Consider the following 26,217-nt stretch of genomic DNA (forward strand, 5'->3'; position numbering starts at 1 on the left):
GCTTAGAAGAAGCCGAGCTTCTTCGGGGAGTAGGAGACCAGGAGGTTTTTGGTCTGCTGGTAGTGGTCCAGCATCATCTTGTGCGTCTCGCGGCCGATTCCGGACTGCTTGTAGCCGCCGAACGCCGCGTGGGCGGGGTAGGCGTGGTAGCAGTTGGTCCATACCCGGCCGGCCTGGATGGCGCGGCCGGCGCGGTAGGCGGTGGAGCCGTCACGGGTCCAGACGCCCGCGCCGAGGCCGTAGAGGGTGTCGTTGGCGATGCCGATCGCGTCGTCGAAGTCGCTGAACGGGGCGACAGCCACCACCGGGCCGAAGATCTCCTCCTGGAAGACCCGCATGTCGTTGTTGCCCTCGAAGATCGTGGGCCGGACGTAGTAGCCGCCTTCCAGCTCGCCGCCCAGCTCGGCCCGGGTGCCGCCGGTCAGGATGCGGGCGCCCTCCTTCTGGCCGATGTCCAGGTAGGAGAGGATCTTCTCCAGCTGGTCGTTGGAGGCCTGGGCGCCGATCATGGTGTCGGTGTCCAGCGGGTGTCCCTGGACGATCTTCTCCGTACGGGCCACGCCGGCGGCGAGGAAGTCCTGGTAGTGGCCGCGCTGGATCAGGGCGCGGGACGGACAGGTGCACACCTCGCCCTGGTTGAGGGCGAACATGGTGAAGCCTTCCAGCGCCTTGTCCTGGAAGTCGTCGGCCGTGGACGAGACGTCGTCGAAGAAGATGTTCGGGCTCTTGCCGCCCAGTTCGAGGGTCACCGGACGCAGGTTCTCGGACGCGTACTGCATGATCAGGCGGCCGGTGGTGGTCTCGCCGGTGAAGGCGACCTTGGCCACCCGCGGGCTGGAGGCCAGCGGTTTGCCCGCCTCGACGCCGAAGCCGTTGACGATGTTGACGACGCCGGGCGGCAGCAGGTCGGTGATGAGGGACATGAAGTAGTGGACCGATGCGGGGGTCTGCTCGGCCGGTTTCAGGACGACGGTGTTGCCGGCGGCCAGGGCCGGGGCGAGCTTCCAGGTCGCCATCAGGATCGGGAAGTTCCAGGGGATGATCTGAGCGACCACCCCGAGCGGCTCGTGGAAGTGGTAGGCGACGGTGTCCTGGTCGATCTCCGACAGCGAGCCTTCCTGGGCGCGGATGGCGCCCGCGAAGTAGCGGAAGTGGTCGATGGCGAGCGGGATGTCGGCCGCCAGCGTCTCCCGTACGGGCTTGCCGTTCTCCCAGCTCTCGGCGACCGCCAGGGCCTCCAGGTGCTGCTCCATCCGGTCGGCGATCTTGTTGAGGACGGCGGCGCGTTCGGCGGCGGACGTACGGGCCCAGCGCGGTGCCGCGGCATGCGCCGCGTCCAGCGCGCGCTCCACGTCCTCGGCCGTACCGCGGGCGATCTCGGTGAACGGCTGTCCATTGACCGGTGTCGGATTCTCGAAGTACCGGCCCAGCGCGGGCGCCACGAACTCCCCGCCGATCCAGTGGTCGTAGCGGGGCAGATAGCTCATGACGGCATCGGCGGAACCCGGGCTGGCGTAACGGGCCATGGACGGTCTCCCAATCGCTCTCGGCGCGGTGCCCGCCGCTCCCGTGCGACGGGCGTCGTCGCGCAGGCTAGGGGCGCCGGAGTTGCGCGGACGTTGCGACGCGCCCGGCGGCGGCCGGTGTTCCGTTGCCGCCGCCTGCCAGGCCGTATGCGGCACGCAGCCGGTCGGCGGTGGCACGGGGCGCGGTACGGGTGAGGGAGTGGGCCGGCAGGGCGTCCACCAGGGTCTCGAAGACCTCCAGGTCGTCCTCGCCCCAGGGAGTGCGCGACCACTCGCGCAGCAGGTCGGGGTCGCGGGCGGTGAGCAGGGCGCACCGCATCCGGTCCGCCAGCGCCGCGCGCAGCCGCCGTACGCCCGGCGCCTCGGACAGCGGCAGCAGCGGGCCGGGGTAGGCGCCCAGCGCGGAGCGGGGATCTCCGGCCGCCAGCCGCTCCTCGACCGCGCCCAGATCGGTCTCGACGGGGCGGCTCAGCCGGTACGGGCGGGAGTGCAGCAGCGCACCCACGAGCTGTCGTAGCCGGGACAGCTCGGCCCGCAGGGTGACCGGACGCACCTCGCGGTCCCCGTACAGCAGCACGGAGAGCTGATCTCCCGTCAGACCTTCCGGGTGCCGCGCCAGCAGGACCATGATTTCGCTGTGCCGGCGCCCGAGCCGCAGCCGCTCGCCGTCCACGACGAGGAGCGCCTCGTCCCGGCCGAGCACGGAGAGGGAGACACCCAGAACCGGCCCGGTGGAGGCGAGATGGGCCTCGGCGGCGCGGGCGGTGGCCTGGACCAGCGCCAGACTGTGCGGGTTCGCCAGGTGGTCGCCACCGGTGATGTCCACCGCGCCCAGTAAGCGCCCGGTCCGCGGGTCGTGCAGCGGGGCGGCGGCACAGGTCCAGCGCTGCACCCGCAGGTTGTAGTGCTCGGCCGCGAAGATCTGTACGGCGTGGCCGGCGGCGAGCGCGGTGCCCGGGGCGTTGGTGCCGGCGTGCCGCTCGTCCCAGCGGGCCCCGGCGACGAAGTTCATCCGCTCGGCGCTGCGCCGCACCCCGCGGTGCCCCTCCACCCACAGCAGCCGCCCCTGCGGATCGCAGACCGCCAGCAGGTGCGCCCCGTCCTCCGCGAAGCCGCCCAGCAGCTCCCGGAAGACAGGCATCGCGCGGGCCAGTGGGTGCCCCTCCCGGTAGGCATGGAGCGCGGGTTCGTCCAGCTCGACGGAGACGGCGCCGTCCGGGGCGGCCCGGGCGTCGGCCGAGCGGCGCCAGGAGTCGGCGACGACCTGGCGGACCGGTGGGGTGACGGTGCCGTCGGCCAGGAACGCGGTATGGGCCCGGCGCACCGCCCTGTTGCGCTCCACCGGATCGGCTCCGGTCTCCATCGCCAGCCAAGGGTTGACCACGTGTCACCTCTTCGGTACGGCTCCTGTCCCCGTACGGCCGATGGTGCTCGTACCGGGCGCGCCCGTAAACCCCTCCCCATGAACTGTGCACCCGCCGCCTGTTGAAGCATGTACCGCGTGCGCCCGTAAACCCCGGCACGTGTTCGGAGATATGCCTGATGCCACGTCAGAGCATGCTCCAGGAACTGCTCCAGGAACTGCTCCAGGAACGGCGAACGGGCGGGAGGCCGCCACCTCCCGCCCGTCCGGCTCGGTCGCCGCGGCTACTTGATCGCCTTGATCAGCTCGCCGTCGGCGGTGTCACCGCTCAGTTCCCAGAAGAACGTGCCGCCCAGGCCCTGGGCGTCCTTGAAAGCCATCTTCGTGCCGATGGTCTTCGGGGTGTCGTAGCTCCACCACTGGTCACCGCACTTCGCGTAGGCGGTGCCGCCCACCTCGCCGGTGGCCGGGCAGCGGGCCTTGAGCACCTTGTAGTCGTCGATGCCCGCCTCGTACTTGCCCGCGGCCGCACCGGTGGCCGTACCGCCCGGCGCGTCCTGAGTGACGCCCGACCAGCCGCGGCCGTAGAAGCCGATGCCCAGCAGCAGCTTGTCCGCCGGAATGCCGAGGCCGAGCAGTTTCTTGGTGGTGTCGGTGGTGTTGAACCCGGCCTTGGGAATGCCGTCGTACGACGTGAGCGGGGAGTGCGGTGCGGTCGGCCCCTTGGCGTCCCAGGCGCCGAAGTAGTCGTACGTCATGGGGTTGTACCAGTCGACGTACTGGGCCGCGCCCGCGTAGTCGGCGGCGTCGATCTTGCCGCCGTCCGAGGCGTCCGCGGTGATCGCCGCGGTCACGAGATTGTCCTTGCCGAACTTCTCCCGCGTCGCCTTCACCAGCTTGGTGAAGGCGTCCTTCCCGCTGGTGTCGCAGGTCAGGCCGCAGGCGTTGGGGTACTCCCAGTCGATGTCGATCCCGTCGAAGACATCCGCCCAGCGCTTGTCCTCGACCAGGTCGAGGCAGGACTGGGCGAACGCCTCGGGGTTCCTGGCGGCGTCGGTGAAGCCGCCGGACCAGGTCCAGCCGCCGAACGACCAGATCACCTTGAGGCCGGGGTGCAGCTTCTTGAGCTTTCTGAGCTGGTTGAAGTTGCCGCGCAGCGCGCCGTCCTCCCAGGTGTCCGCCTTGCCGTCGACGCTCTGGTCCGCGGTGTACGCCTTGTCGTAGTCGGCGTAGGAATCACCGATCGTGCACTTGCCGCCCTGGACATTGCCGAAGGCGTAGTTGATGTGGGTCAGCTTGTCCGCCGACCCCGACGTCTCGATGTTCTTGACGTGGTAATTGCGGTCGTAGACACCCCAGTTGGTGAAGTAGCCGACGACCTTGTTCCCGGCCGCGGTGGTGGTGGGGGAGGTGTCCGCGGGGCCGGCGGAGGCCGGGCCGGCGAGCAGGGTGCCGGCCAGTGCGGCCGTACACAGCGCGGTGGCGGCGGCGATCACTCTGCGCGGTGATCGCATCCGGTGCGGTCTGAGCATGTCGTCTCCTCGGAGGGGGCGAGGGTGGTGGTCTCAACCCGTTGTGCCATGACCTGTGTTGCGTGACCTGCGTTCAGTGACCTGCGTTCAGTGACCTGCGTTCTGTGACCTGTGTTTTTCGTGTGGTGAACCGTGTTCGGTGTGGCGAATTGGCATGAACGCGCGGAACGTTGCAGCAGAAGGTAGAAGGACTAGACCAGTGCGTCAATGGTTCGGACCAATTTCGCGGTGGAGTGCCAGCGGATTTCCGGCCGTCCTCGGCAGGGGGCCGGATCTTCCCGGCCGTCGTTGATCAACCCGTGACGCGGGGCCGCCGATCGGGCATACTCCTAGCGCCACAGTCGCAGGTCATCGCCTTCCGTGACCCGGAACGCGATCATCGGCCTGGCACCACGGAAACCGGCGCCGCCGCCCACCCCGCGTGTGTCGCCGCAGTGCCCGACAGGGAGGAGAGCGCCGCCATGACCGAGTACGGCCCCCGGCCGGTGGACCGCAGGCTGCCCACGGAAGAAGCCCGCGACCTGCTGGCTCTCGTACGCGAGCTCGTCGAGCGGGAAATCAGGCCGACCGCCGCGGAGGAGGAGGAAGCCGGCCGCTTCCCCCGCGAGACCTTCGCCCTGCTCTCGGAATCCGGCCTGCTCTCCCTGCCCTACGACGAGGAGTTCGGCGGCGGAGGCCAGCCCTACGAGGTCTACCTCCAGGTCCTGGAGGAGTTCGCCGCCGCCCGGCTGACCGTCGGCCTCGGCATCAGCGTCCACACCCTCGCCTGCCACGCCCTGGCCGGCTTCGGCACGAAGGAGCAGCGCGCCGAACACCTCCCCGACATGCTGGGCGGCGGACTCCTCGGTGCGTACTGCCTGTCCGAGCCCGCTTCGGGCTCCGACGCCGCCTCCCTGACCACCCGCGCCACCCGAGGCGGGGAGGGGGGAGAGGCCGACAGCGGGGGGTACTGGACCCTGAACGGCACCAAGGCCTGGACCACGCACGGTGGGGTGGCCGACTTCTACACCGTCCTGGCCCGCACCGGCGGCAGCGGCGCCCACGGCATCACCGCCTTCCTGGTCCCGGGCGACGCCGAGGGCCTGAGCGCCGCGGCACCCGAACGCAAGATGGGCATGAAGGGCTCGCCCACCGCCCAGCTGCACTTCGACAACGTCCGCATCCCCGACGCCCGCCGCCTCGGCGACGAGGGCCAGGGCTTCACCATCGCCCTGTCCGCCCTGGACTCCGGGCGGCTGGGCATCGCCGCCTGCGCCGTCGGCATCGCCCAGGCCGCGCTGGACGAGGCGCTCGCCTACACCGCCGAGCGGCGGCAGTTCGGCCGCCCGATCGCCGACTTCCAGGGCCTGCGCTTCATGCTGGCCGATATGGCCACCCAGATCGAGGCCGGCCGTGCGCTCTACCTCAGCGCCGCCCGGCTGCGCGACGCCGGCCTGCCGTTCTCCAAGGAAGCGGCGATGGCCAAGCTCTTCTGCACGGACGCCGCGATGCGGGTCACCACCGACGCCGTCCAACTCCTCGGCGGCTACGGCTACACCATGGACTTCCCGGCCGAGCGCTATATGCGCGAGGCCAAGGTCCTGCAGATCGTCGAGGGGACGAACCAGATCCAGCGCATGGTCATCGCCCGCCACCTCGCGGGCCCCGAGACGCGCTGAACGACGACGGGCGCTGAACGACGGCAGGTACGGGACGACGGCAGGTACGGGACGACGACGGGTACGGTCCCGGCGGGCCCGGGGGAGTGCCCCCGGCCCGCCCCTCGCCCCTTGCCCCCGGCCCCCGGCTCAGCCGTCCAGGCCCTTGAGGCCCGTCGCCGTGCCGATCGCGACCACCACCGCCCCGGGATCGACGGGCAGTTGCCGTGCCACGGCGGTGGCGACGGCGGACGACGGCTCCAGCAGCAGCCCCTCCGCCGCCAGCCGCCTGTGCTCCGCCATGATCACCTCGTCGTCCACCGCACGCGCCGTACCCCCGCTGCGCCACAGCGCGTCGAGCCCCTGCCAGCAAGGCCGTTCCTCCCCGAGGGAGAAGGCCACCGTGCGCCGGCTCACCACCTGTGTCCTCTCCTGCCCGGCACGCTCCGGGTGGCGCAGCGCGGCGGTGTACGGGGCCGCGGCGGCCGGCTCGGCGGCCACCAGCCGGGGCTCGCCCGCGAGCAGCCCCGCAGCCGCCAACTCCCGGAAGCCGCGGCCGATTCCGGCCAGCAGATCCGCCCGGCTGGTGGGCACCACCACCGTGTCGATCCGCCGCCCCGCGAAGTCCCGCGCCAGCTCGTACGCGACCGACTTGTAGCCCTCGTTGGCGTACGGATTCCCGCCGGGGGAGGGTGCGGAGAAGCTGGTCAGCGGGTACCAGCCGTGCTCCTCGACGGCCCGGGCCATCGCCGCGTTCCGCTCGGGCACGGTGCCCCGGTGCACCACCCGCTCCGCCCCCAGGGCGTCGATCTGCGCCCGCAGCCCGGCCGGTACCGCCTCGTTGGTGAACACCACACAGCGCACCCCGGCCCGTGCCGCGTACGCGGCGGCTGCCGCACCCGCGTTGCCGGAGGACGCCGCGACCACGGTGTCCGCACCGGACGCCAGCGCCGCCGCGACGCCGACGGACATCGCCCGGTCCTTGTGCGAACCGGTCGGATTGCCGCCCTCGTACTTCAGCCACAGCTCACCGGGCGGATGCTCGCGGTGGTCGCCGTGGTCACCTAGGCCGCCGTCGTCACTGTGGCCGCTGTCGCCGCCGCGGCCGCCGTTCGGGTCCTGCCGCAGCCGGATGTTCGGGGTGTTCCCCTCGCCGAGCGTGACCGGGGGACCGGGCACGGGGAGCGCCGTCGGCAGCCCCCACGGTCCGCCCCGATATCCCGCGAGGTCCAGCCCGGTCAGATCCGCGAGCGGCGGCATCGCGGTGACGCCGATGCCTTCGGCGGCGCAGCTCCGGCAGCCGCCGAAGCCCTCCGCGGGACGGTCGCAGCGCAGGCACTGCAGGGGTGGTGGGGTCACCTTCGCTCCAAGGCCGGTTGATGGTCGACCTGGGGAACGTAACAGCCCGGTGCGCCGACGTGCCTGCCGCCTGCGGGCGGTTGAGGGGAACTCAGGTGCCGAGGCAGGTGCTCAGGCGCTCCGGCGCATCCGGGGTACCCGGAGCGGCCGGGCGCCCGGGCCGCCGATGTGGGAGAAGGGCTGGCGGCGCCAGTCCAGGCTCTCGGGGAGCGTCAGCAGCACGGCCGCGTCCCGCTCCTCGGCATCGGGGGTGTCGTCCGCCTCCGGGGCGCCGGACGCCGGACGGCCGGATCCCTGGCAAACCGTCAGACCGAAGGGGTTCCACGGGGTGGGGCACCGCGCGTGCTCCGGAAGGCTGTCCTCGTCCGCCAGCAGCGCGATCGGCTGTCGGCAGTCGGGGCAGGTCACGCGGTAGATCTCCAAGGTCTCGTACGCGTCGTGTGCACCGTCGTCGCCGGAGAGGCCGGGACTGTCGCCCTCCTGGGCGGTGATGTTCGAGGCTGCGGGGTCCTGCTGAAGGCGTCGCATTGTTGTCCATCCCCCTCGGGTGGGCCGCTCGGACCGCTGACTTCCTGTGACGGGCGGTCCTGGCCACCAGCAGCAATTCCCGCCATGCCCCGCGCATAATCGCGGCCACCCCGCGGACACGGGTTCACCCGTGTGGCATTGGTCACACAGCCCGGCGCGAAGGTGTTCACGCCCCGGCGCGCGATGCGCATACGCCCCCGCGCGCAGTAGGTTGAGCGGGTGGAGGAGTTGGACCGACAAATCGTGGATCTGCTCGTCAAGGACGGGCGGATGAGCTACACCGACCTGGGCAAGGCCACCGGCCTGTCCACCTCGGCGGTGCACCAGCGGGTGCGCCGCCTGGAGCAGCGCGGCGTCATCCGGGGCTACGCCGCCATCGTGGACCCCGAAGCCGTGGGCCTGCCGCTCACCGCCTTCATCTCGGTCAAACCCTTCGACCCCAGTGCGCCGGACGACATCTCCGACCGCCTCGCGGAGGTCCCCGAGCTGGAGGCCTGCCACAGCGTGGCCGGCGACGAGAACTACATCCTCAAGGTCCGGGTCGCCACCCCGCTCGAGCTGGAGCATCTGCTCACCCGCATCCGCACCCTGGCCGGGGTCTCCACCCGTACGACGGTGGTGCTCTCCACCCCCTACGAGGCCCGGCCGCCGCGGATCTGACCCGGCGGTATCCGGCCCCCGCGCACCGGGCGCCACCGTACGGGGGCCAGACTGTCCGCTATGAGCGAGCGCACCCCCGATCCCGCATCCTCCGGTACCCGCACCGTCCTGCTGCGCGGCGGCGAGGTGCACAGCCCCGCGGACCCCTTCGCCACCGCCATGGTCGTGGAGGGCGACCGCATCGCCTGGGTCGGTGAGGAGGGCGCGGCCGACTCCTTCGCCGACGGCGTCGACGAGGTCGTCCAGCTCGACGGTGCGCTCGTCACCCCGGCCTTCACGGACGCGCATGTGCACACCACGGCGACCGGGCTCGCGCTCACGGGGCTCGACCTGGCCGGCGCCGCCACCCTGGCCGACGCGCTGGCCCGGATCCGCGCGTACGCCGGTGCCCGCCCCGCGGACCGGATCCTGCTCGGACACGGCTGGGACGCCAGCGCCTGGCCGGAGGGGCGGCCGCCGTCCCGGGCCGAGCTGGACGCGGCCACCGGCGGCCGCCCGCTCTACCTCACCCGCGTCGATGTGCACTCCGCGGTCGTCACCACGGCCCTGCTGGACCTGGTCCCCGGCATCCGTGACCAGCCGGGCCACCACCCCGACGCCCCTCTGACCGGCGACGCCCACCACGCGGTCCGCCGGGCCGCCCACGCCACCGTCACCCCGGCTCAGCGCGCCGAGGCCCAGGCCGCCGCGCTGGCCCGCGCCGCCTCCCTCGGCATCGGCACCGTCCACGAGTGCGCCGGGCCGGAGATCTCCAGCGAGGACGACTTCACCGGGCTGCTCGCCCTGGCCCGGGAGACGAACGGTCCGCGGGTGGTCGGCTACTGGGCCGAGGCGGTCGCCTCCGCGAAGGACGCGGAGCGGATCCGCGGCCTCGGGGCGATCGGCGCCGCGGGGGACCTGTTCGCCGACGGCTCCCTCGGATCGCACACCGCCCATCTGCACGCCCCCTACGCCGATGCCGGCCACACCGGCACCGCCCACCTCGATGCGGACGCGATCGCCGCCCATGTCGCCGCCTGCACCGAGGCCGGTCTCCAGGCCGGCTTCCACGCCATCGGGGACGCCGCCCTCACCAGCGTCGTCGACGGCGTCCGGGCGGCCGCCGAACGCGTCGGCCTCGGCCGCGTCCGCGCCGCCCGGCACCGTGTCGAGCACGCCGAGATGCTCACCGAGGCCACCATCGCCGGCTTCGCCGAGCTGGCCCTGACCGCTTCCGTCCAGCCCGCCTTCGACGCGGCCTGGGGCGGCACCGAGGGGATGTACGCCGCCCGCCTGGGCGCCGAGCGGGCCCGCACCCTAAACCCGTACGCCGCCCTGCTCAGGGCCGGTGTGCCGATCGCCCTGGGATCCGACAGCCCGGTCACCCCGCTCGACCCCTGGGGCACCGTCCGCGCCGCCGTGTTCCACCGCACCCGCGCCCACGGCATCTCCGCCCGCGCCGCGTTCACCGCCCACACCCGCGGCGGCTGGCGGGCCGTCGGCCGGGACGACGCGGGCGTCCTGGTGCCCGGCGCACCCGCCGACTACGCAGTCTGGCGCACCGGCGAGCTGATCGTCCAGGCACCCGACGAACGAGTGGAGCGGTGGTCCACCGACCCCCGTTCCGGTACGCCGGGACTGCCCGATCTCACGCCCGGCGGCGACCTGCCGGTGTGCCTGAGCACGGTCGTCGGCGGCCGGACGGTCTTCGGGCCGCCGAACGAGTGACATCAGGCGGGCACGTACCGTCGCGACACGCGCCCGCAGATACTCGCCCCTGGTCCGGGTGCCCCTGGCTGACCTGGGACGACGCGAAAACGACGCAGGCGGAGCACCTGTTGACAGCAGGCGGTCGGCGGCCGGTAGGTTCGGCCGAGTCCACCACAGGACGTCCGACCGGGAGACCTCCGCGCAGTCGTCGAACGCAGCTGGGCCATGGGGCGGTGCGCCACACCGGCACACCGCCACTGGGAGCCAGGTCCAGGACCAGCGGCACGGGGCGACGGAACATCTCGACCGGATGGGGGTCCCTCCCTGCTCGACACGAGCCTGGGGGACGGTGCGACCCGGATGGGGCCCGGACGCTCAGTAGACAACGGCTTTCGGTCGACCCGCAGCCAGCGGGTCCCAGGTCGGCCCGAAGGGCGCCGGGCCCCGATCCGCACCCCCGGCCTTCCGATGTACGGTCAGCTCACACCGTCCTCGACGCCCCGACGAGCGGGGAGAGCCCCATCCGACCTCCAGGAAGGCCCGGCGACCAGTGCCCTCGGGTTCCCACAACCCCGCAGAAGCCGTCAGCGACCTCGCGCCGCACGGGCCGGAGCCGTCCGGCGGTACGGCCGCCCCGGCCGGGCCCGCCCGCCCCGGACGGTCCCGGCGGCTTGCCGCGCTGGCCCGCCGTGAGGCACCGCGCACCGGCCTCGCAGCGGTCTCCGGTGGCGCGCTGGCCCTCGCCTTCCCGCCGTACGACCTGTGGCCGCTGTCCCTGGCGGCGGTGGCCGCGCTGTCGCTGCTGACCCGCCGCCGGACCGCCCGCCAGGGCGCCTGGACCGGCCTGGCGTTCGCGGTGCCGTTCTTCCTGGTCCTGCTGAAGTGGCTGCATGTGGTCGGCTGGGACGCGGTGATCGGCCTGTCGATCGCCGAGGCACTCTTCGTGGCGCTGCTGGGCGCCGGCCTCGCCGCCACCTCCCGGCTGCCGGCCTGGCCGCTGTGGGCCGCGTGCCTGTGGGTCGCCCAGGAGTGGGCCCGCGACCGGGTGCCCCTCGGCGGCTTCCCCTGGGGCCGGCTGGCGTTCGCCAACGCCGGCTCGCCGTTCACCCCGCTCGCCGCGGTCGGCGGTGCCCCGCTGGTGACCTTCGCCGTGGCGCTGTCCGGCGCCCTGCTGGCCGCATGCGCGCCGGCCCTGCGGGGGCGGCGCGGGAGCGGCTCGATGCGCCGGGTGGTGCCGGCGCTGGAGGCGTTCGGCCTGGCCGCCGCGGTGGCCGGGGCCGGTGTGCTGGTCCCCGTCCCCACGAAGGCCGACGACACCGTCGACATCGCGGTCGTCCAGGGCAACGTCCAGCGGCCCGGTATGGACTTCCTGGGCCGCCCTCTGATGATCCTCGACAACCACGCCCAGGCCACCGAGAAGCTCGCCGCGGACGTCAGGGCCGGCCGGGCCAGGAAGCCGGACCTGGTCATCTGGCCGGAGAACTCCTCCGACCTCGACCCGTTCCAGTACCCGCAGGCCTACGACCGGATCGACCGCGCCGTGAAGGCCATCGGTGTGCCGGTCCTCGTGGGTGCCCTGGTCGACCACACCACCAAGGAGGGCTACGTCTACAACGAGGGCATCGTCTGGGACCCGAAGAAGGGGCCGGGCGCCTCGTACACCAAACAGCATCCGGTGCCCTTCGGCGAGTACGTACCGTTCCGGGAGCAGCTCAGCAAGATCATCACGCGCTTCCAGCGGGTGCCCCGCAACTTCTACCCCGGGGACCACACCGGAGTGCTCGACGTCGGCCCCGCCCGGCTCGGTGACGTCATCTGCTTCGAGGTCGCCTACGACGAGATCGTCCACGAGACCGTCGACGCCGGCGCCCGCGCCCTGGTCATCCAGACCAACAACGCCACCTACGGCCGGACCGGTCAGCCCGAACAGCAGCTGGCGATGTCCAAGCTGCGCGCCGTCGAACACGGCCGGGCGGTGGTCACCGCGGCCACCAGCGGGATCAGCGCCGTGGTCGCCCCGGACGGCACGGTCACTCAGCGTATTCCCGAGTTCACCCGGGGCGTGGTCTCCGCGCGCATCCCGCTGCGCGACGAAATGACGCTCGCCGACCGCCTTGGTGCGGCCCCTGAGTGGGTGATCGCTATGGTGGGCCTCCTGTCCTGTGCCGCCGCGGCAGTCGCCGGCCGGCGCGGGCGTACGAAGGACGAGAAGGGACAGCAGTGACAGACGGTCAGCGGCAGTACGGCCCGCTCGGCACCACGTTGGTGATCATTCCGACGTACAACGAAGCGGAGAACATCCAGCCGATCGTCTCGCGGGTCCGGTCCGCCGTCCCCGAGGCACACATCCTCGTCGCGGACGACAACAGTCCCGACGGCACCGGCAAGCTCGCCGACGAGCTGGCCGCCGGCGACGAGCACGTCCATGTCCTGCACCGCAAGGGCAAGGAGGGCCTCGGCGCCGCCTACCTGGCGGGCTTCCGCTGGGGGATGGAGCACGGCTACGGCGTCCTGGTGGAGATGGACGCCGACGGCTCCCACCAGCCCGAGGAACTCCCGCGGCTGCTCACCGCCCTCAGGGGCGCCGATCTCGTCCTGGGCTCCCGCTGGGTGCCGGGCGGCCGGGTGGTGAACTGGCCGAAGAGCCGCGAGTTCATCTCCCGGGGCGGCAGCCTCTACTCCCGCCTCGCGCTCGACCTGCCGCTGCGCGACATCACCGGCGGCTATCGCGCCTTCCGTGCCGAGACGCTCAAGGGCCTGGGCCTGGACGAGGTGGCGTCCCAGGGCTACTGCTTCCAGGTCGACCTCGCCCGCCGCGCGGTGCAGGCCGGCTTCCACGTCGTCGAGGTCCCGATCACCTTCGTCGAGCGGGAGCACGGCGACAGCAAGATGAGCCGCACCATCGTCGTGGAGGCGCTGTGGCGGGTGACGGCGTGGGGCGTGGGCTCCCGGGTGGACAAGCTCCGCGGCCGCTAGGGCGACAAGCTTCGCGTCCGCTAGTGCGCTTCGGACGCGAAGATCCGGCAGGAGCGCCCCAGGCGTGGGTTCTCCCCGGGGTCGTCCCGCGGATGGATCTCCTTCCGTCACCCGCAGAGGGTGCGGCGGGACGTGCCAGGCACACTTGAGGCATGACGTTCGGAGCCACCCCACCGCTCAGTCCCCGCCCGCCCCGGCGCTCGCGCGCCCGCCGGTTCATCCCCCTGGGCGTCGCCGCCTGGATGGTGCTGGAGATCTGGCTGCTGACCGTGGTTGCCGGGGCCACCACCGGCCTGACCGTCTTTCTGCTGCTGGTCGCGGGCGTGATCGCGGGCGGCTATGTGATCAAGCGGGCCGGCCGCCGCGCCTGGCGGCACCTCACCGAGAGCCTCCAGCCCGGTGCCGCCACGGCGTCCGCCACGCCCGGCCCGGCCGGCAACGGCGCTACGCTCCAGATGGCCGGCGGGCTGCTGCTGATGCTGCCCGGTCTGCTCTCGGACGTCCTCGGTCTGCTCTGCCTCTTCCCGCCGACCGGGAAGCCGATCCGGCGCTGGGCCGAGAAGGCGCTGAGCCGGCGGCCGGCGTATGCGCCGGGGTCGCTCGGTGACGCCTTCCAGCAGGCCCGCGGTGGCGGCTGGCAGCACCCGGACGGCAAGGTCGTCCAGGGCGAGGTGATCCGCGAGGACGATCCGCCGGCCCCGCGCCGTCAGGACCCGCCGCTGACCGGTTGAGCCGGCACGACAAGGGCCTGAGCACACACGACAAGGGCCGGGGCCACCGCGCGATGCGGTGGCCCCGGCCCTTGTCGTACCGCGGAATCCCGCCGTCAGGCGGACTTGCGGTTGGTGTCGCGCGGATGCACGGCGATGTTCATGGTGCCGGAGCGCAGGACTGCCAGCCGTTCAGCCAGCACCTCCTCGAGCTCCTCGCGGGTGCGCCGCTCCATGAGCATGTCCCAGTGCGTACGCGCGGGCTTCCCCTTCTTCTCCTCAGGGCCGTCGCCATCCACCAGAAGCGAGGGTGCACCGCAAACCTTGCACTCCCACTCCGGCGGAATCTCGGCCTCGACCGAGAACGGCATCTCAAATCGATGTCCGTTCTGGCATGCGTACTCCACCGCCTGGCGCGGGGCCAGGTCGATGCCGCGGTCGGTCTCGTAGCTGGTCACCACGAGGCGCGTGCCGCGGAGAGCTCGCTCACTCATGAATCGTGCCTCCCGGGCTTGTCGCCCACAGGACAGGTGTCGCTGTCGTCGTCATCCGGTCAACGTCCGGTCGGCGGTGAAGATTCCCGAAGTCGGAATATGTGCGTCGCCCGTCGTGCCGCCCCTTGTTGTACCCACCGGCGCCCGTTTTGTCACATCTGGCAGCAGATGTCACCCAACGTCTTCCATGGTTGAGCGCGCAGTAACGGTCCGCCTGGTGAGCCAAAGGCGTATACTACCGGCCTTCATGGTCGCCTGCTAAATCGCTCCGCTGGGCTGCTCTCCCACGTTGTCGGCTGACCCGCCGTGGTGGCTGTTCGCCGTTTGGCCTGGTGGTCGTTGTTTTCCGGCTTTCTCGCCGTCTCGCTCGGCGCAGGCTGTTGCCGCTGCGCGGGCTGTACGTCGCGGGTCCGGCCCCTCCGGACTGGCATCCTGCGGTCCGGCCCCTCCCGTGGTGGGCGGGAAGAGGACGGTTGGGGGGTGCGTGACCCCTAGTGCGTGCGCCATGGACCCCTTATGTGCGCGTCATGGACCACTCGCGCAGGACCGTCCGCAGCGTCTCGAGGCGATCGGTCATGATGCCGTCCACGCCGAGGTCCAGGAGGCGCCGCATCCGGTCCGCGTCATTGACCGTCCAGACGTGGACCTGCATACCCAGGGCGTGCGCGGCGCGCAGGAAGAGCGGGTCGACGACGGGGAGGCCGTACTGGTGCTCCGGCACCTGGACGCAGACCGCGCTGCGCCGTACCGCCGCGCCCAGAAGGCGGTCGAGCGGCAGCACCCCGCGGCCGTACGAGCGCAGGCGGAGACCGGCCACTCCGCGGACGCCGAGCGAGCTGGCCATCCGGCCGCCGGCCAGCCGCTGCGCCCGGGCCACCCGGGCCTCGGAGAACGAGCCGACACACACCCGGTCCCAGGCGCCGGTGCGGTGCAGCAGGTCCAGCAGCGGCGACAGCGCGGCCTCCGCCTTGAGGTCGACGTTCCAGCGCGCCTCCGGGAACTCCTCCAGCAGCTCCTCGAAGAGCGGCAGCGGTTCCCGGCCGGCGACCCGGGCCCGGCGTACGGCCCGCCAGGGGAGCTGTTCGATCGTCCCGCTGCTGTCGGTGACGCGGTCGAGCGTCGGGTCGTGGAAGGCGACCAGCTTTCCGTCCGAGGTGGCGTGCACATCGGTCTCCAGATAGCGGTAACCGAGGCCGACCGCGCGGCGGAAGGCGACGGCGGTGTTCTCCAGCCCGTCCGCAGCCCCTCCCCGGTGGGCGAAGGGGAGCGGTGCCGGGTGGTCGAGATAGGGGTGGCGGATGCGTATCGCTCGGGTCACTCCGGCAGTATCGCGCGCTCAGGTGAAGCGTCGCCGCGGGCCACCACCCGGGACTGCTCCTCGAGCCCCTTGATCGCGCAGAGCCGGAGGAAGAGCTGTGCCAGCGGGCCGATGGCCAGGGCGTACACCACGGTGCCGGCGCCGACGGAGCCGCCGAGCAGGAAGCCGACCGCCAGCACCGTCACCTCGAGGCAGGTCCGCACCAGCCGGACCGGGCGGCCGGTGCGCCGGTGCAGCCCGGTCATCAGGCCGTCGCGCGGACCCGGGCCGAAGCGGGCGGAGATGTAGAGGCCGGTCGCGGCGCCGTTGAGGAGGACGGCGCAGACCAGCAGCGGGATGCGGGCGCCGAGCGCGTGCAGCTCGGGCGTCCAGGCCAGGGTCGCGTCCATCACGACTCCGAGGATCACCACGTTGGAGACCGTGCCCAGGCCGGGGCGCTGATGCAGGGGGATCCACAGGAGGAGGATCAGCGCGCCGGAAACGATGGTGACCATGCCGATCGAGAGCCCGGTGTGCTCGGAAATGCCCTGGTTCAGTACGCTCCATGGCTCCAGGCCCAGGTCGGCGCGGACCATCAGGCCCATGCTCACCCCGTACAGCACCAGGCCCGTGTAGAGCTGGAACAGCCGGCGCGCCAGCAGGCTCCGCCGTGGGCTGCCTCGCCTCGTCGTGGACACAGAATTCCCCCTCCTGGCAGGATTGGACCGACGCGTGACACCATGTGGCACGCCAGGGCTCGAAATGTAGAGCCAATCCGGGGAAGGTGGACTGATCTTCATGGCTCAGTGGACTTCGGCGGTAGGGGCGCCGCAACTCGCCCGGCTGCTCCGGTCGCAGGACGCGCCCGCCGCCCAACCCGCCGCCGGCGGGCGCCGGTTGCCCGCCTACCGCAGCCTCGCCGACGGCGTCCGCCTCCTCGTCCTCGAAGGCCGGGTGCCGGTCGCCGCCCGGCTGCCCGCCGAGCGCGAGCTGGCCGCGGCCTTCGGCGTCAGCCGCACCACCGTCGCGGCTGCCTACGAAGCGCTGCGCGCCGAGGGGTTCCTGGAGTCCCGGCGTGGCTCCGGCAGCTGGACCGCCGTCCCGGCCGGCAACCCGCTGCCCACCCGTGGCCTGGAACCGCTGCCCCCGGAGGCCGCCGGCTCCATGATCGACCTCGGCTGCGCCGCTCTCCCGGCCCCTGAGCCCTGGCTCACCCGTGCTGTCCAGAGCGCCATGGCCGACCTGCCGCTCTACGCCCATACCCACGGCGACTACCCGGCTGGTCTGCCCGTGCTGCGACAGGCCCTCGCCGACCGCTACACCGCCCGAGGCATCCCCACCATGCCCGAACAGATCATGGTGACCACGGGTGCGATGGGCGCGGTCGCCGCGATCTGCCGCCTCTGTACCTCGCCCGGGGAGCGGGTGGCCGTCGACTCGCCCTCGTACGCCAACATCCTCCAGCTGATGCGGGACGCCGGTGCCCGGCTGGTCCCGGTCGCCCTGGGGGAGCGGCTGGCCGGCTGGGACATCCCGGCCTGGCGCCAGGTGATGCGCGATGCCGCGCCCCGTATGGCGTATGTCGTCGCCGACTTCCACAACCCCACCGGCACCCTCGCCACCGAGGAGCAGCGCCGCCGGATGGTCGACGCCGCGCGGTCGGCCGGCACCCTCCTCGTCGTCGACGAGACCATGGCCGAACTCCAGCTGGACCCGGATCCGGAACCGCCCCGCCCGGTCTGCGCGTTCGACCCCGCCGGCAGCGCCGTGATCACCGTCGGCTCGGCGAGCAAGGCGTTCTGGGCCGGCATGCGGATCGGCTGGGTACGCGCCGCACCCGACATCATCCGCAGCCTGGTCGCCGCCCGTGCCTACTCCGACCTGGGCTCACCGGTCCTCGAACAGCTCGCCATCGCCTCCCTGCTGGCGTGTGACGGCTGGGAGCAGGCCGTCGGCATCCGCCGCGACCAGGCCCGGGAGAACCGCGACGCGATCGTCGAGGCCCTCCAACGGCACTTGCCCGACTGGGAGTTCAGCATCCCGCGCGGCGGCCTCACCCTCTGGGTGCGCACCGGCGGGCTCTCCGGCTCCCGGATCGCCGAGGCGGGGGAGCGGCTCGGGGTGCGGGTGCCCTCCGGCCCGCGGTTCGGCGTCGACGGCGCCTTCGAGGGCTTCGTACGGCTGCCGTTCACGGTCAGCGGAGCGGTCGCCGACGAGGCCGCGGTCCGGCTGGCCGGCGCCGCACGCCTGGTCGCCACGGGAGCTTCGCCGGACACCGGGGTACGGCACACCTTCGTTGCCTGACGGGGCGTCAGCCGCGGCACGGGGCCGGTCGCCTTCCAGGTGTGGTTCCTCCGCGAAGACCCGCCAGAAATTCCTCAGGCGGTACGGGATTCGCCGCCCTTGACGATCCTCACATGGGTCGTCGCGCCCACCGGCTCGGCTGCGGCCCCGCCGTCCGCCGTCCCGTCCGCCGCCGCGTGCGCCGTGCCTGACTCGTCCGCCGCGTGCGCCGTGCCGGCCGGCACCGTACGCTCCGGCAGCAGTGCCAGCACGGCCTGCCGGTGCGTCTCGCTCGTCGCGTCGTCGAGCGGGTCGGGTGTGGCCGGTACCTGTAGTCGCAGTACGGGCGCCGAGCCCAGCCGCGCGTAACCGCGCCCCGGCGGCACCTGCGCGGTCGGCGTGGTGTGCGGTGGCGCACCGAGCACCGCCCGTACCTCGTCCGCGGTGGCGGGACCGAGTACCACCCGCGCCTTGGTGTGGGCCCGCACCGGATCGCTGAGCAGATCGGCGCCGTCGAACTGGTCGGCCACCACCACCGTGACATGGGCCGCCCGGCCGTGCCGCAGCGGCACCTGCAGCCACCGCTGTGGATCGTCCCGGCCCTCGGCGGCCGCGACATGGGTGAGTACCGTCAGCCGGTCCACGATGATCCACAGCGGCCGGCGGGTGTCGTCCGGCGCGGGCCGGCCCTCCTGTCGCGCCCGGTTCGCCACGATCAGCCGCCGCTCGGTCTCGTGCGACGCCCACTCCAGCGTCGCCAGTGCCCCGGCCAGCCCGCTCTCCACAGCCAGTACGCCCTGCCGCCCGACCAGACACCCGAACTCGCCGGTGCCCGCGCCGTCGACGACCAGCACCTCACCGTGGTGCAGCGCCTGCAGGGCGATCGAGCGCAGCAGCGTCGTGGTGCCGGTCCCCGGCTGTCCCAGGGCCAGCAGGTGCGGCTCGGTGGAGCGCGGCCCGGTACGCCAGACCACCGGCGGTACGTCCCGGGTCTCCGCCCCGGCCGTGACCGGCAGGGTCCGCTGCACCGCGTCCGGGTCGGTGAAGCCGAGCACCGTCTCGCCGGGCGAGGTGACGAAGCGCTGGGCGGCGATATCGGTGGGCAGCGCAGCCAGCACGGTCACCGTGAGCTGATTGGCCAGTTCGTCCCAGGCGAAGTGGTACTCCCGGCCGCGTCCGGCCTTGGCGTACAGCACCTGCTCGATACGGGCCCGGGCCTGGGTCTCCCCGTCGGTGAAGTACGGCGGGTATCTCAGCCGCAGACGCTCCAGCCGCCCGCGCTCGTCGAAGGAGTGGTCAACGAAGGCCCGCGCCCAGTCACCGCCGTGCGCGTACAGGGGGCCGGGGTCGCCCTCGGCGGACAGGTACGGCACCAGGGCCTCGTACAGGGACCGCAGCCGCTCGTCCGCCGCCTCGCCCGGGCCGGTCTCCGCCGGGGGGTGCTCCCGCCCGGCCCACGCCCCCGCGGCCGTCGCCGCGATCAGCGCGAGCAGCGGCCCGTACGGGACCAGGGCCACCACCAGCACGCACGCGCCGAGGAAGCAGAGCAGCGGACCGCGGCTCTCCCTCGGCGTCTCGGCCCACCGCCCCCGGCCGGCCGCCGCCAGCCGGCGCAGCCCCCGGCCGATGGTGAGGAGCGGGTGGAACACGTCGGAGGCGCTGTCGAGGGCGGTACGCGCGAGATCGCGACCGCGGGCGAGCGAGGCGCGGTCGGCCATACGGGCGAACGGTGTGCTGTCGGTGAGGATGCGGGGCAGAGGGCGCCGGGCCACGTCTTCTCCTGGTCATCGTGCGGTGGTCGGGAGGCTCGGCATGGGCGGCGAGCCGGGGCAGGGCGGGAACGCGCGGGGCGGGAAAGCGGAGCCGCCCGGACGGGACCTGGAGCGGCCCGTTCGGGCGGGACCCGTGGCGGTGCGCCGGGGGAGGACGCCGGGGCGACGCCGGGCGGACCGCTCCAGGGGGGACTCCCCGGAGCATTCCTAGAGCTTGATCCCTCCTAGGAGGCTCGCCAGGCTCGCGCCGCCGGCCTTGATGCTGGGGGCGATGGCGGAGCTGGCGAGGTAGAACCCGAAGAGCGCGGAGACCAGGGCATGGGACGGTTTGAGGCCGTCTTTGCGGAAGAAGAGGAAGACGATGGTGCCGAGCAGGACGACGCCGGAAATGGACAGAATCATGGGGGTTCTCTCCTGGGTGTGGGGACGGTCACCATGAGTTCTTCCAGCCTCACAGTACGTATCAAGCCGCAAAAAGCTGCAAACGGGTGATTAATCGTTGAAATTCCCTATATGGGTGCAGCTTTCGGGTGTGTCACCTCGGTATGTCGTCGGCGTGTCGCTCCCCGCCTCCACCACCCGGCACAATCGTCGGGTGCCGAAGTCGAATCCGAAGTCGAAGCCGAAGAAGAAGTCGCAGGCCGGGACGGTGCGCGCGCCGCGCCGTCCGGCGGCCGTCGCCCCCACCGCACCCTGCCCCTGCGGGCGCGCGGAGACCTACCGCGACTGCTGCGGCGCATGCCATGAAGGGCGTACCAGCGCGCCCACCGCTGAGCGGCTGATGCGCTCGCGCTACAGCGCCTTCGCCGTCGGCGACACCGCCTATCTGCTGCGCACCTGGCATCCGGCGACCCGCCCCGCCGTCCTCGACCTCGAATCCGCACAGCGCTGGACCGGGCTGGACATCCTCGGCGCGACCGGCGGCACCGCCTTCCACGACGAAGGCACCGTGGAGTTCCGCGCCCACTACAGCCTGCACGGACACGCCGGCAGCCAGTACGAGCACAGCCGGTTCGTCCGCGAGGACGGCGAGTGGCTCTACGTGGACGCCCTGCCCAGGCCTGAGTTCCCCGCGGCCTGAGTTCTCCGAGGTCTGAGTTCCCCGAGGCCTGAGTTCAGCGCCGTCCCCGCCCCGCTCCCGGCCCCGTGCCGCAGCGGGCGTCAGTGTCCGCGCAGCTGGTCGATCTCGCGGCGGTCGCGCTTGGTGGGGCGGCCGGTGCCGCGGTCGCGAACGCCCATTACCGGAACCTCCAACCGCGGCGGGGGCGGCGGGCTGTTGTCGACGAAGCACTCGGCAGCGACGGCCGCGCCCACCCGCTTGCGCACCAGCCGTGACACGACCACGATCCGCTCCCGCCCGGCGTGCCGCAGCCGCACCTCGTCACCGGGGCGCACGGCCTGGGCCGGCTTCACCCGCTCGCCGTTGACCCGTACGTGCCCCGCGCGGCAGGCCGCGGCGGCCAGCGAACGGGTCTTGGTGAGCCGCACGGACCAGATCCAGCTGTCGATGCGGGTGATCCCCTCGTCAGAAGCCATACCCAGACTCTAGAACGGGGGAAGGGGCGGGTGGGGGGAAGGGGGCGGCACGGGTCGGCGGGCGGCGGAGCGTCAGCCGGACTTCTTGGGCGTGGACTTCTTGGCTGCGGCCTTCTTTGCAGCGGTCTTCGCGGTGCTTTTCTTCGCGGTGGTCTTCTTCGCCGTCTTCCGCCCGCGCAGGGGCGTCACCGACGCCGGTTCGGCGTCCTCCGCCGGCCGGCCCGACCGCGCGGCCCGGACGCTCTTCTCCAGCGCCGCCGTCAGATCGATGACCCGGGCGCCGGACGGCGCTGCCGGGGCGACCGGCCGCCCGCCCTCCAGCTTGGCGGCGACCAGTTCCTCGACCGCCTCCCGGTAGTCGTCGTGGAGGTCGGCCGGGTCCAGCTCGCCCAGGGTGTCCATCAGGGTCTCGGCGAGCGTCATCTCGTTCTCACGGATCTTGACGTCCTCCGGGACGACACCGGAGACGGGCCGGATCTGATCGGGCCACAGCAGCTGATGCATCACGATCGCCCCGTCGTGCGCCCGCAGCATCACCAGCGACTCGCGCCCCCGCATCGCCACCTTGCCGACCGCGACCTTGCGGTGGTGCTCCAGCGCCTCCCGCAGCACCGCGTACGGCTTGGCCGCGGCCGCCCCGTTGGGCCCCAGGTAGTAGGCCTTGTCCATCTGCAGCGGGTCGATCTCCCCGGGGTCCGCGAACGACAGGATCGACAGGGTCTTGGCGGTCGGCGCCGGCAGTTGCGACAGCTCGTCGTCGGTGATCGGCACGACCACCTCGTCGCCCGGCGGCTGATAGCCCTTGCCGACCTCTTCGTTCGGCACCTCCTCGCCGTCCAGCTCACAGATCTTCCGGTACTGGACCGGTGCGCCGTCCTTCTCGTGGATGCGGACGAAAGAGACCGACGAGGTGCGGTCGGTGGCGCTGTAGGTCTTCACGGGGATGGTGACCAGCCCGAACGATATCGATCCATTCCAGATAGAGCGCATATGTCATCCCTTGTAGGGGATTCTCATCGTATGTCGCCGATCACCATCGTGGAGGGGCGGCGCCTCTCGCTGAGCAACCTGGACAAGGTCATCTATCCCGAGACCGGTACCACCAAGGGCGAGGTGCTGCACTACTGGACCACCACCGCGGAACCGCTGCTCGCACACCTCCACGACCGGCCGCTCTCCTTCCTGCGCTACCCCGACGGGCCGGACGGCCAGCGTTTCTTCACCAAGAACGTGCCGCCCGGCACCCCCTCCTGGGTGCAGACCTGCGAGGTCCCCCATACGACGTCCGGCCCCGCCCGGCAGGTCCTGCTCCAGGACCTGCCGTCGCTGGTCTGGGCCGCCAATCTGGTCGTCGAGCTGCACACTCCGCAGTGGACGCGGCAGGCCCCGGGCATCGCCGACCGCCTCGTCCTCGATCTGGACCCCGGAGCCCCGGCCACCATCGTCGAGTGCTGCACCGCGGCACGGTGGCTGCGCGACCGCCTGGCCGACGACGGCCTGGACGCCTACGCCAAGACCAGCGGCTCCAAGGGCCTGCACCTCGTCGTGCCCATCGAGCCCACCGCGTCCGAACGGGCCACCGCGTACGCCAGGACCCTCGCCGTCGAGGCGGCCCGGGCGCTCCAGGGCCTTGTGGTGCACAAAATGACCAAGTCGCTGCGCCCCGGCAAGGTCTTCATCGACTTCTCCCAGAACGCCGCCGCCAAGACCACCGCCGTCGCCTACACCCTCCGCGCCCGTGCCATCCCCACCGTCTCCACCCCGGTCACCTGGGAGGAGATCGCCGACTGCACCGACCCGGAGCAACTCACCTTCCGCTTCGAGGGGATCGCCCCTCGCCTGGCACGTCACGGGGATCTGCACGCCGCGCTTTGCGACCCCCGCCGGGCCCGCCCCCTGCCACGCGTGGCGCGGACCGGCCCGCGCTGATCCCGGCCGCGGCGCCCGTACCTTCCCGTACCGCCCCTTCCCGTACCGCTGTTTCTGCACCGCTGTTTCTGCACCGCTGTTGTTTCCGCGCTGCCGCGCCCCCGTTTTGGAACGAGCGATCCAGTGTGCTGTACAGTCCCCTCATGTTTTGGAACGAGCGATTCAAAAAGGGTGACCGTCCGGCCGTGCCGCGCGCCGTATATGTGCTCGCCGTGGGCGTCTTCGCCATGGTGACCAGCGAGTTCGTGGTGGCCGGGCTGATGCCGCAGATGGCCGAGGGGCTGCGGGTGGGAGTCTCGCAGATCGGCTACCTCATCACCGCCTTCGCGGTGGCGATGTCGGCCGGCGGGCCGTTCCTCACCGTCGCCGTGCTGAAGCTCCGTCCGAAGCGCGCGCTGATGGCACTGTTCGCGATATTCCTGATGGGCAATGTGCTGGCGGCCCTCGCTCCGCATTACGGGGTCATGCTCGCGGCGCGTGTCGTCACCGGGATCGCCTCCCAGGCGTTCTTCGGCGTCGCGATCTCGCTGTGCGTACAGCTGACCCGCCCGGAGGTCCGTGGTCGCGCCATCGCGGTGGCCATGAACGGGCTGATGCTCGGCACCCTGCTGGGGCTTCCGCTGGCGACCGTCGTCGGTGAACACTTCGGCTGGCGGGCGGCCTTCTGGGTCATTTCCGGGATCACCGTGCTCGCCGCGTGCGCCACGCTCGCCGGAGTGCCCCGACTGGAGCCCTCCGAGGGCGGCGGCGGTTTCCGGGAGGAAGCGGGCGCCTTCAGGAATCCCCGGCTATGGCTGGTGCTCTCCACCAGCACACTGATCATCGGCGCCACGTTCTCCGCGTTCAGCTACTTCCACCCCCTGCTCACCGAGGTCACGGGATTCGCCGCCGGTACCGTGCCGCTGCTGCTCATCGCGTACGGGGCGGCCACCGTGATCGGCAACACCGTCGTGGGACGGCTGGCGGACCGTCACACGGTGGCCGTGCAACTCGTCGGGCTCACGCTGAACTTCCTCTTCCTCGCCGGACTCGCGGTCTTCGCCCACCTCGCCGTGCCCGCCGTCCTGCTCATGCTGGGGATCGGACTGGTCGGCGTCACGATGAATCCGGCGATGGCCACCCGTGTCCAACGCACCGGGAACGCCCGGCCGTTGGTGAACACCGTGCACGCCTCCTTCATCACCCTCGGAGTCGTCGTGGGTTCCTCGGTGGGCGGCCTCGCCATCGACGCGATCGGACTGCGGGGGCCGCTGTGGCTGGGGGCGGGACTGGCCGTCCTCGGGATCGGTACGTTGATCCCCGATCTGCTGCGTGGCCGCTCCGGGACGGCCGCACCGCTGTCCGGCACCGCACCGCTGTCGGGCACCGCACCGGTGTCCGGCACCGGCCCGGCGCCGGTCGCCACCCCGGCGCGGGAGGCGAAGGAGGTCTGTACGGTGCGGTCCTGACGGCGTAACCCCCCGGCGGCGGCCGGACATCGGATGGAGTAGGCCAACCGGCGCGCGACCAGGGGCGTTCTTAGCGTGGCCTCATGCCGAGCGTGAGAGGGGTCCGGGCCCGAGCGCTGACCGCGGCGACCGTGTGCGCCGCGAGCCTGCTGATGCTGCCCGGATCCGCGTGCGCCGACGGCCCGCACGGCGTCGACGACCTCCACCCGGCCGCGCGGGCGGCCGGCCCCGCGGGCGCGGGGAGCCGGCTCGGTCTGCGCGGCGTGCAGTTCCGGGCCCGGCCCGACGTGCCCGAACCTCCCCGGGTCTCCGCGCTGTCGTGGATGGTGACGGAGGTGACGGACCGCGGCGGCGGGAGGATCCTGGCGGCGAGCAACGCCCATCGGCAGCTGCCGCCCGCCAGCACGCTCAAGACGCTGTTCGCGCTGACCGTCCTGCCCAGGTTCGCCCCGAGCGAGGTGCACACCGTCTCCGCCGAGGACCTGGCCGGCATCGAGGGCGGCAGCTCGCTGGCCGGACTCCACGAGGACACGCCGTACCGCGTCACCGACCTGTGGCACGGCGTGTTCCTCCGCTCGGGCAGCGACGCCGTCCACGCCCTGGCCGCGATGAACGGCGGCTGGGACAAGACCATCGACGACATGCAGAAGACGGCCCTCCGGCTCGGCGCGCGCGACACCCGGGTGGAGTCCGCGGACGGCTTCGACACACCGGGCCAGGTCTCGTCCGCTTTCGACCTGTCGCTCTTCGGGCAGGCCGGGCTGAGCAACCCCGACTTCGCCCGCTTCGCCGCGACGCGACAGGCCGAGCTCCCGGAAGGCGACCCGGAGGCGTCCGGCATCCAGAACACCAACCGGCTGCTGGTCGGCTCGCACGGCGTGCGCCCGTACGACGGACTGATCGGGGTGAAGAACGGCTACACCTCGCACGCCGGCCACACCCTGATCGCCGCCGCCCGGCGCGACGGCCGGACGCTGCTGGTCACCGTCATGCACCCGCGCTCCGGCGGCTCCAACGCGGTCTACGAGGAGACCCGTGCGCTGCTGGACTGGGGGTTCGAGGCAGCTCCCCGTGCCACCGCCGTCGCGATGCTGCCCACGATGGCACCCGGCAGCCGCACGCCCGATACGCGGCGCTTCCGCGCCACCCCAGGGCACATCCACTCCAGTCCGGGGCGCGTCCACCGGACTCCGGGGGGTATCCACCCGACCACCGGGCGCGTCGGCCGCGGCCCCGAGCTGGTGAGGTCCCTGCGCGGAGTGTCCGCCACGGCGCGGACGGAGACCGGCAGGCCTTGGCCGTACCGGTGGGGCCTGCCCGCCGCCGCGGCCGTCGTGGTCATCGGCGGCGCCGCGCTCGGCATCCGTCTGTGGCGGCGCCGCCGGACGGGCCGTGCCCGGTGAAGGGGCGACGCGTCAGCCACGTCGTGCGGGCGGCGGGCGTCGTGCGGTGTAGCGTCCTGATCAGCTGTCGTGGTT

General features: G+C 72.4%; 23 protein-coding genes. 11 read left to right on the forward strand and 12 right to left on the reverse strand.

The features are described 5' to 3' along the window. Positions 1 to 2: 2 nt before the first annotated feature. From adh to ACFY12_RS10910, 3 genes are all read right to left on the reverse strand, one after another. Positions 3 to 1,526 (reverse strand): aldehyde dehydrogenase, encoded by a 1,524-nt coding sequence (adh, locus tag ACFY12_RS10900; RefSeq protein ID WP_390715440.1) that lies wholly within the window; start codon positions 1,524 to 1,526, stop codon positions 3 to 5. A 67-nt stretch (positions 1,527 to 1,593) separates the two neighbouring features. Then, on the reverse strand, positions 1,594 to 2,910 hold the full coding sequence (locus ACFY12_RS10905) for a GAF domain-containing protein (RefSeq protein ID WP_390715441.1): 1,317 nt from the start codon (positions 2,908 to 2,910) through the stop codon (positions 1,594 to 1,596). A 263-nt stretch (positions 2,911 to 3,173) separates the two neighbouring features. Next, on the reverse strand, positions 3,174 to 4,421 hold the full coding sequence (locus ACFY12_RS10910) for a glycoside hydrolase family 18 protein (RefSeq protein ID WP_390715442.1): 1,248 nt from the start codon (positions 4,419 to 4,421) through the stop codon (positions 3,174 to 3,176). A gap of 461 nt (positions 4,422 to 4,882) precedes the next feature. On the opposite strand from ACFY12_RS10910, the gene ACFY12_RS10915 reads away from it, so the two are divergent. Further along, positions 4,883 to 6,079 carry an acyl-CoA dehydrogenase family protein gene (locus ACFY12_RS10915; RefSeq protein ID WP_390715443.1) on the forward strand — a complete coding sequence of 399 codons (1,197 nt, stop codon included), beginning with the start codon at positions 4,883 to 4,885 and terminating at the stop codon, positions 6,077 to 6,079. A 129-nt stretch (positions 6,080 to 6,208) separates the two neighbouring features. Here the strand turns inward: ACFY12_RS10915 and ACFY12_RS10920 are convergent, their stop codons facing one another. Continuing rightward, on the reverse strand, positions 6,209 to 7,417 hold the full coding sequence (locus ACFY12_RS10920; protein WP_390715444.1) for a pyridoxal-phosphate dependent enzyme: 1,209 nt from the start codon (positions 7,415 to 7,417) through the stop codon (positions 6,209 to 6,211). 111 nt (positions 7,418 to 7,528) lie between these two features. Then, entirely contained in the window at positions 7,529 to 7,945 is a 417-nt protein-coding gene (locus ACFY12_RS10925; RefSeq protein WP_390715445.1) for a hypothetical protein, read from the reverse strand. Positions 7,946 to 8,164: 219 nt separating this feature from the next. Here ACFY12_RS10925 and ACFY12_RS10930 point away from each other — a divergent pair, with 219 nt between their 5' ends. From ACFY12_RS10930 to fxsA, 5 genes are all read left to right on the forward strand, one after another. Beyond that, positions 8,165 to 8,605, forward strand: coding sequence for an Lrp/AsnC family transcriptional regulator (locus ACFY12_RS10930; protein ID WP_043268198.1), 441 nt, complete (start codon positions 8,165 to 8,167; stop codon positions 8,603 to 8,605). Between the two features lie 60 nt (positions 8,606 to 8,665). Then, positions 8,666 to 10,312, forward strand: a complete 1,647-nt coding sequence (locus ACFY12_RS10935; protein ID WP_390715446.1) for an amidohydrolase — start codon at positions 8,666 to 8,668, stop codon at positions 10,310 to 10,312. 532 nt (positions 10,313 to 10,844) lie between these two features. Continuing rightward, positions 10,845 to 12,518: an apolipoprotein N-acyltransferase gene (gene lnt, locus ACFY12_RS10940; protein ID WP_390715447.1), complete on the forward strand. Its 1,674-nt coding sequence runs from the start codon at positions 10,845 to 10,847 to the stop codon at positions 12,516 to 12,518. Next, the gene (locus ACFY12_RS10945) at positions 12,515 to 13,270 is read left to right on the forward strand and encodes a polyprenol monophosphomannose synthase (RefSeq protein WP_390715448.1); all 756 of its coding nucleotides are present in this window, start codon (positions 12,515 to 12,517) and stop codon (positions 13,268 to 13,270) included. Before lnt ends, ACFY12_RS10945 begins: the two co-directional genes overlap by 4 nt. 152 nt (positions 13,271 to 13,422) lie before the next feature. Continuing rightward, positions 13,423 to 14,001: an FxsA family membrane protein gene (gene fxsA, locus ACFY12_RS10950; protein WP_390715449.1), complete on the forward strand. Its 579-nt coding sequence runs from the start codon at positions 13,423 to 13,425 to the stop codon at positions 13,999 to 14,001. Between the two features lie 95 nt (positions 14,002 to 14,096). Here the strand turns inward: fxsA and ACFY12_RS10955 are convergent, their stop codons facing one another. The 3 genes from ACFY12_RS10955 to ACFY12_RS10965 all read right to left on the reverse strand — a co-directional run bounded on the left by ACFY12_RS10955 (position 14,097) and on the right by ACFY12_RS10965 (position 16,469). After that, complete coding sequence (locus tag ACFY12_RS10955) at positions 14,097 to 14,474, reverse strand: RNA polymerase-binding protein RbpA (RefSeq protein ID WP_006601711.1); 378 nt, start codon at positions 14,472 to 14,474, stop codon at positions 14,097 to 14,099. Positions 14,475 to 14,988: 514 nt separating this feature from the next. Further along, entirely contained in the window at positions 14,989 to 15,792 is an 804-nt protein-coding gene (locus tag ACFY12_RS10960) for a glycerophosphodiester phosphodiesterase (RefSeq protein ID WP_390715450.1), read from the reverse strand. Continuing rightward, positions 15,789 to 16,469 (reverse strand): YitT family protein, encoded by a 681-nt coding sequence (locus tag ACFY12_RS10965; protein WP_390715451.1) that lies wholly within the window; start codon positions 16,467 to 16,469, stop codon positions 15,789 to 15,791. The genes ACFY12_RS10960 and ACFY12_RS10965 overlap by 4 nt, the downstream gene beginning before the upstream one ends. Before the next feature lie 100 nt (positions 16,470 to 16,569). On the opposite strand from ACFY12_RS10965, the gene ACFY12_RS10970 reads away from it, so the two are divergent. Continuing rightward, entirely contained in the window at positions 16,570 to 18,075 is a 1,506-nt protein-coding gene (locus ACFY12_RS10970; RefSeq protein WP_390715452.1) for a PLP-dependent aminotransferase family protein, read from the forward strand. Positions 18,076 to 18,149: 74 nt separating this feature from the next. Here the strand turns inward: ACFY12_RS10970 and ACFY12_RS10975 are convergent, their stop codons facing one another. Together ACFY12_RS10975 and ACFY12_RS10980 are read right to left on the reverse strand one after the other, a co-directional pair. Then, the gene (locus ACFY12_RS10975; RefSeq protein ID WP_390715453.1) at positions 18,150 to 19,826 is read right to left on the reverse strand and encodes a hypothetical protein; all 1,677 of its coding nucleotides are present in this window, start codon (positions 19,824 to 19,826) and stop codon (positions 18,150 to 18,152) included. A gap of 207 nt (positions 19,827 to 20,033) precedes the next feature. Then, a complete protein-coding gene (locus ACFY12_RS10980) occupies positions 20,034 to 20,228 on the reverse strand; it encodes a hypothetical protein (RefSeq protein ID WP_066936005.1) in 195 nt (64 codons plus the stop codon). Positions 20,229 to 20,475: 247 nt separating this feature from the next. Between ACFY12_RS10980 and ACFY12_RS10985 the strand changes: the two genes are divergently transcribed. Then, a complete protein-coding gene (locus tag ACFY12_RS10985; RefSeq protein WP_390715706.1) occupies positions 20,476 to 20,907 on the forward strand; it encodes a YchJ family protein in 432 nt (143 codons plus the stop codon). An 80-nt stretch (positions 20,908 to 20,987) separates the two neighbouring features. Here the strand turns inward: ACFY12_RS10985 and ACFY12_RS10990 are convergent, their stop codons facing one another. Next, positions 20,988 to 21,362, reverse strand: a complete 375-nt coding sequence (locus ACFY12_RS10990; protein WP_390715454.1) for an RNA-binding S4 domain-containing protein — start codon at positions 21,360 to 21,362, stop codon at positions 20,988 to 20,990. Positions 21,363 to 21,434: 72 nt separating this feature from the next. Continuing rightward, on the reverse strand, positions 21,435 to 22,352 hold the full coding sequence (locus tag ACFY12_RS10995) for a Ku protein (protein ID WP_390715455.1): 918 nt from the start codon (positions 22,350 to 22,352) through the stop codon (positions 21,435 to 21,437). A 30-nt stretch (positions 22,353 to 22,382) separates the two neighbouring features. Between ACFY12_RS10995 and ligD the strand changes: the two genes are divergently transcribed. The 3 genes from ligD to ACFY12_RS11010 all read left to right on the forward strand — a co-directional run bounded on the left by ligD (position 22,383) and on the right by ACFY12_RS11010 (position 26,142). Next, on the forward strand, positions 22,383 to 23,291 hold the full coding sequence (ligD, locus tag ACFY12_RS11000) for a non-homologous end-joining DNA ligase (protein WP_390715456.1): 909 nt from the start codon (positions 22,383 to 22,385) through the stop codon (positions 23,289 to 23,291). Between the two features lie 185 nt (positions 23,292 to 23,476). Further along, entirely contained in the window at positions 23,477 to 24,739 is a 1,263-nt protein-coding gene (locus tag ACFY12_RS11005) for an MFS transporter (RefSeq protein ID WP_390715457.1), read from the forward strand. Positions 24,740 to 24,822: 83 nt separating this feature from the next. Continuing rightward, on the forward strand, positions 24,823 to 26,142 hold the full coding sequence (locus ACFY12_RS11010) for a D-alanyl-D-alanine carboxypeptidase family protein (protein ID WP_390715458.1): 1,320 nt from the start codon (positions 24,823 to 24,825) through the stop codon (positions 26,140 to 26,142). Positions 26,143 to 26,217 lie beyond the last annotated feature (75 nt).

Origin of the sequence: Streptomyces sp. NPDC001339 (genome assembly GCF_042895955.1) — a bacterium.
GTDB lineage: Bacteria > Actinomycetota > Actinomycetes > Streptomycetales > Streptomycetaceae > Streptomyces.

What these genes read in the sequence shown, in the direction of transcription:
- adh (WP_390715440.1), bottom strand. Translation starts at nt 1,526, where the DNA reads ATGGCCCGTTACGCCAGCCCGGGTTCCGCCGATGCCGTCATGAGCTAT.
- ACFY12_RS10910 (WP_390715442.1), bottom strand. Translation starts at nt 4,421, where the DNA reads ATGCTCAGACCGCACCGGATGCGATCACCGCGCAGAGTGATCGCCGCC.
- ACFY12_RS10915 (WP_390715443.1), top strand. Translation starts at nt 4,883, where the DNA reads ATGACCGAGTACGGCCCCCGGCCGGTGGACCGCAGGCTGCCCACGGAA.
- ACFY12_RS10925 (WP_390715445.1), bottom strand. Translation starts at nt 7,945, where the DNA reads ATGCGACGCCTTCAGCAGGACCCCGCAGCCTCGAACATCACCGCCCAG.
- ACFY12_RS10935 (WP_390715446.1), top strand. Translation starts at nt 8,666, where the DNA reads ATGAGCGAGCGCACCCCCGATCCCGCATCCTCCGGTACCCGCACCGTC.
- fxsA (WP_390715449.1), top strand. Translation starts at nt 13,423, where the DNA reads ATGACGTTCGGAGCCACCCCACCGCTCAGTCCCCGCCCGCCCCGGCGC.
- ACFY12_RS10955 (WP_006601711.1), bottom strand. Translation starts at nt 14,474, where the DNA reads ATGAGTGAGCGAGCTCTCCGCGGCACGCGCCTCGTGGTGACCAGCTAC.
- ACFY12_RS10970 (WP_390715452.1), top strand. Translation starts at nt 16,570, where the DNA reads ATGGCTCAGTGGACTTCGGCGGTAGGGGCGCCGCAACTCGCCCGGCTG.
- ACFY12_RS10980 (WP_066936005.1), bottom strand. Translation starts at nt 20,228, where the DNA reads ATGATTCTGTCCATTTCCGGCGTCGTCCTGCTCGGCACCATCGTCTTC.
- ACFY12_RS10990 (WP_390715454.1), bottom strand. Translation starts at nt 21,362, where the DNA reads ATGGCTTCTGACGAGGGGATCACCCGCATCGACAGCTGGATCTGGTCC.
- ACFY12_RS10995 (WP_390715455.1), bottom strand. Translation starts at nt 22,352, where the DNA reads ATGCGCTCTATCTGGAATGGATCGATATCGTTCGGGCTGGTCACCATC.
- ligD (WP_390715456.1), top strand. Translation starts at nt 22,383, where the DNA reads ATGTCGCCGATCACCATCGTGGAGGGGCGGCGCCTCTCGCTGAGCAAC.
- ACFY12_RS11010 (WP_390715458.1), top strand. Translation starts at nt 24,823, where the DNA reads ATGCCGAGCGTGAGAGGGGTCCGGGCCCGAGCGCTGACCGCGGCGACC.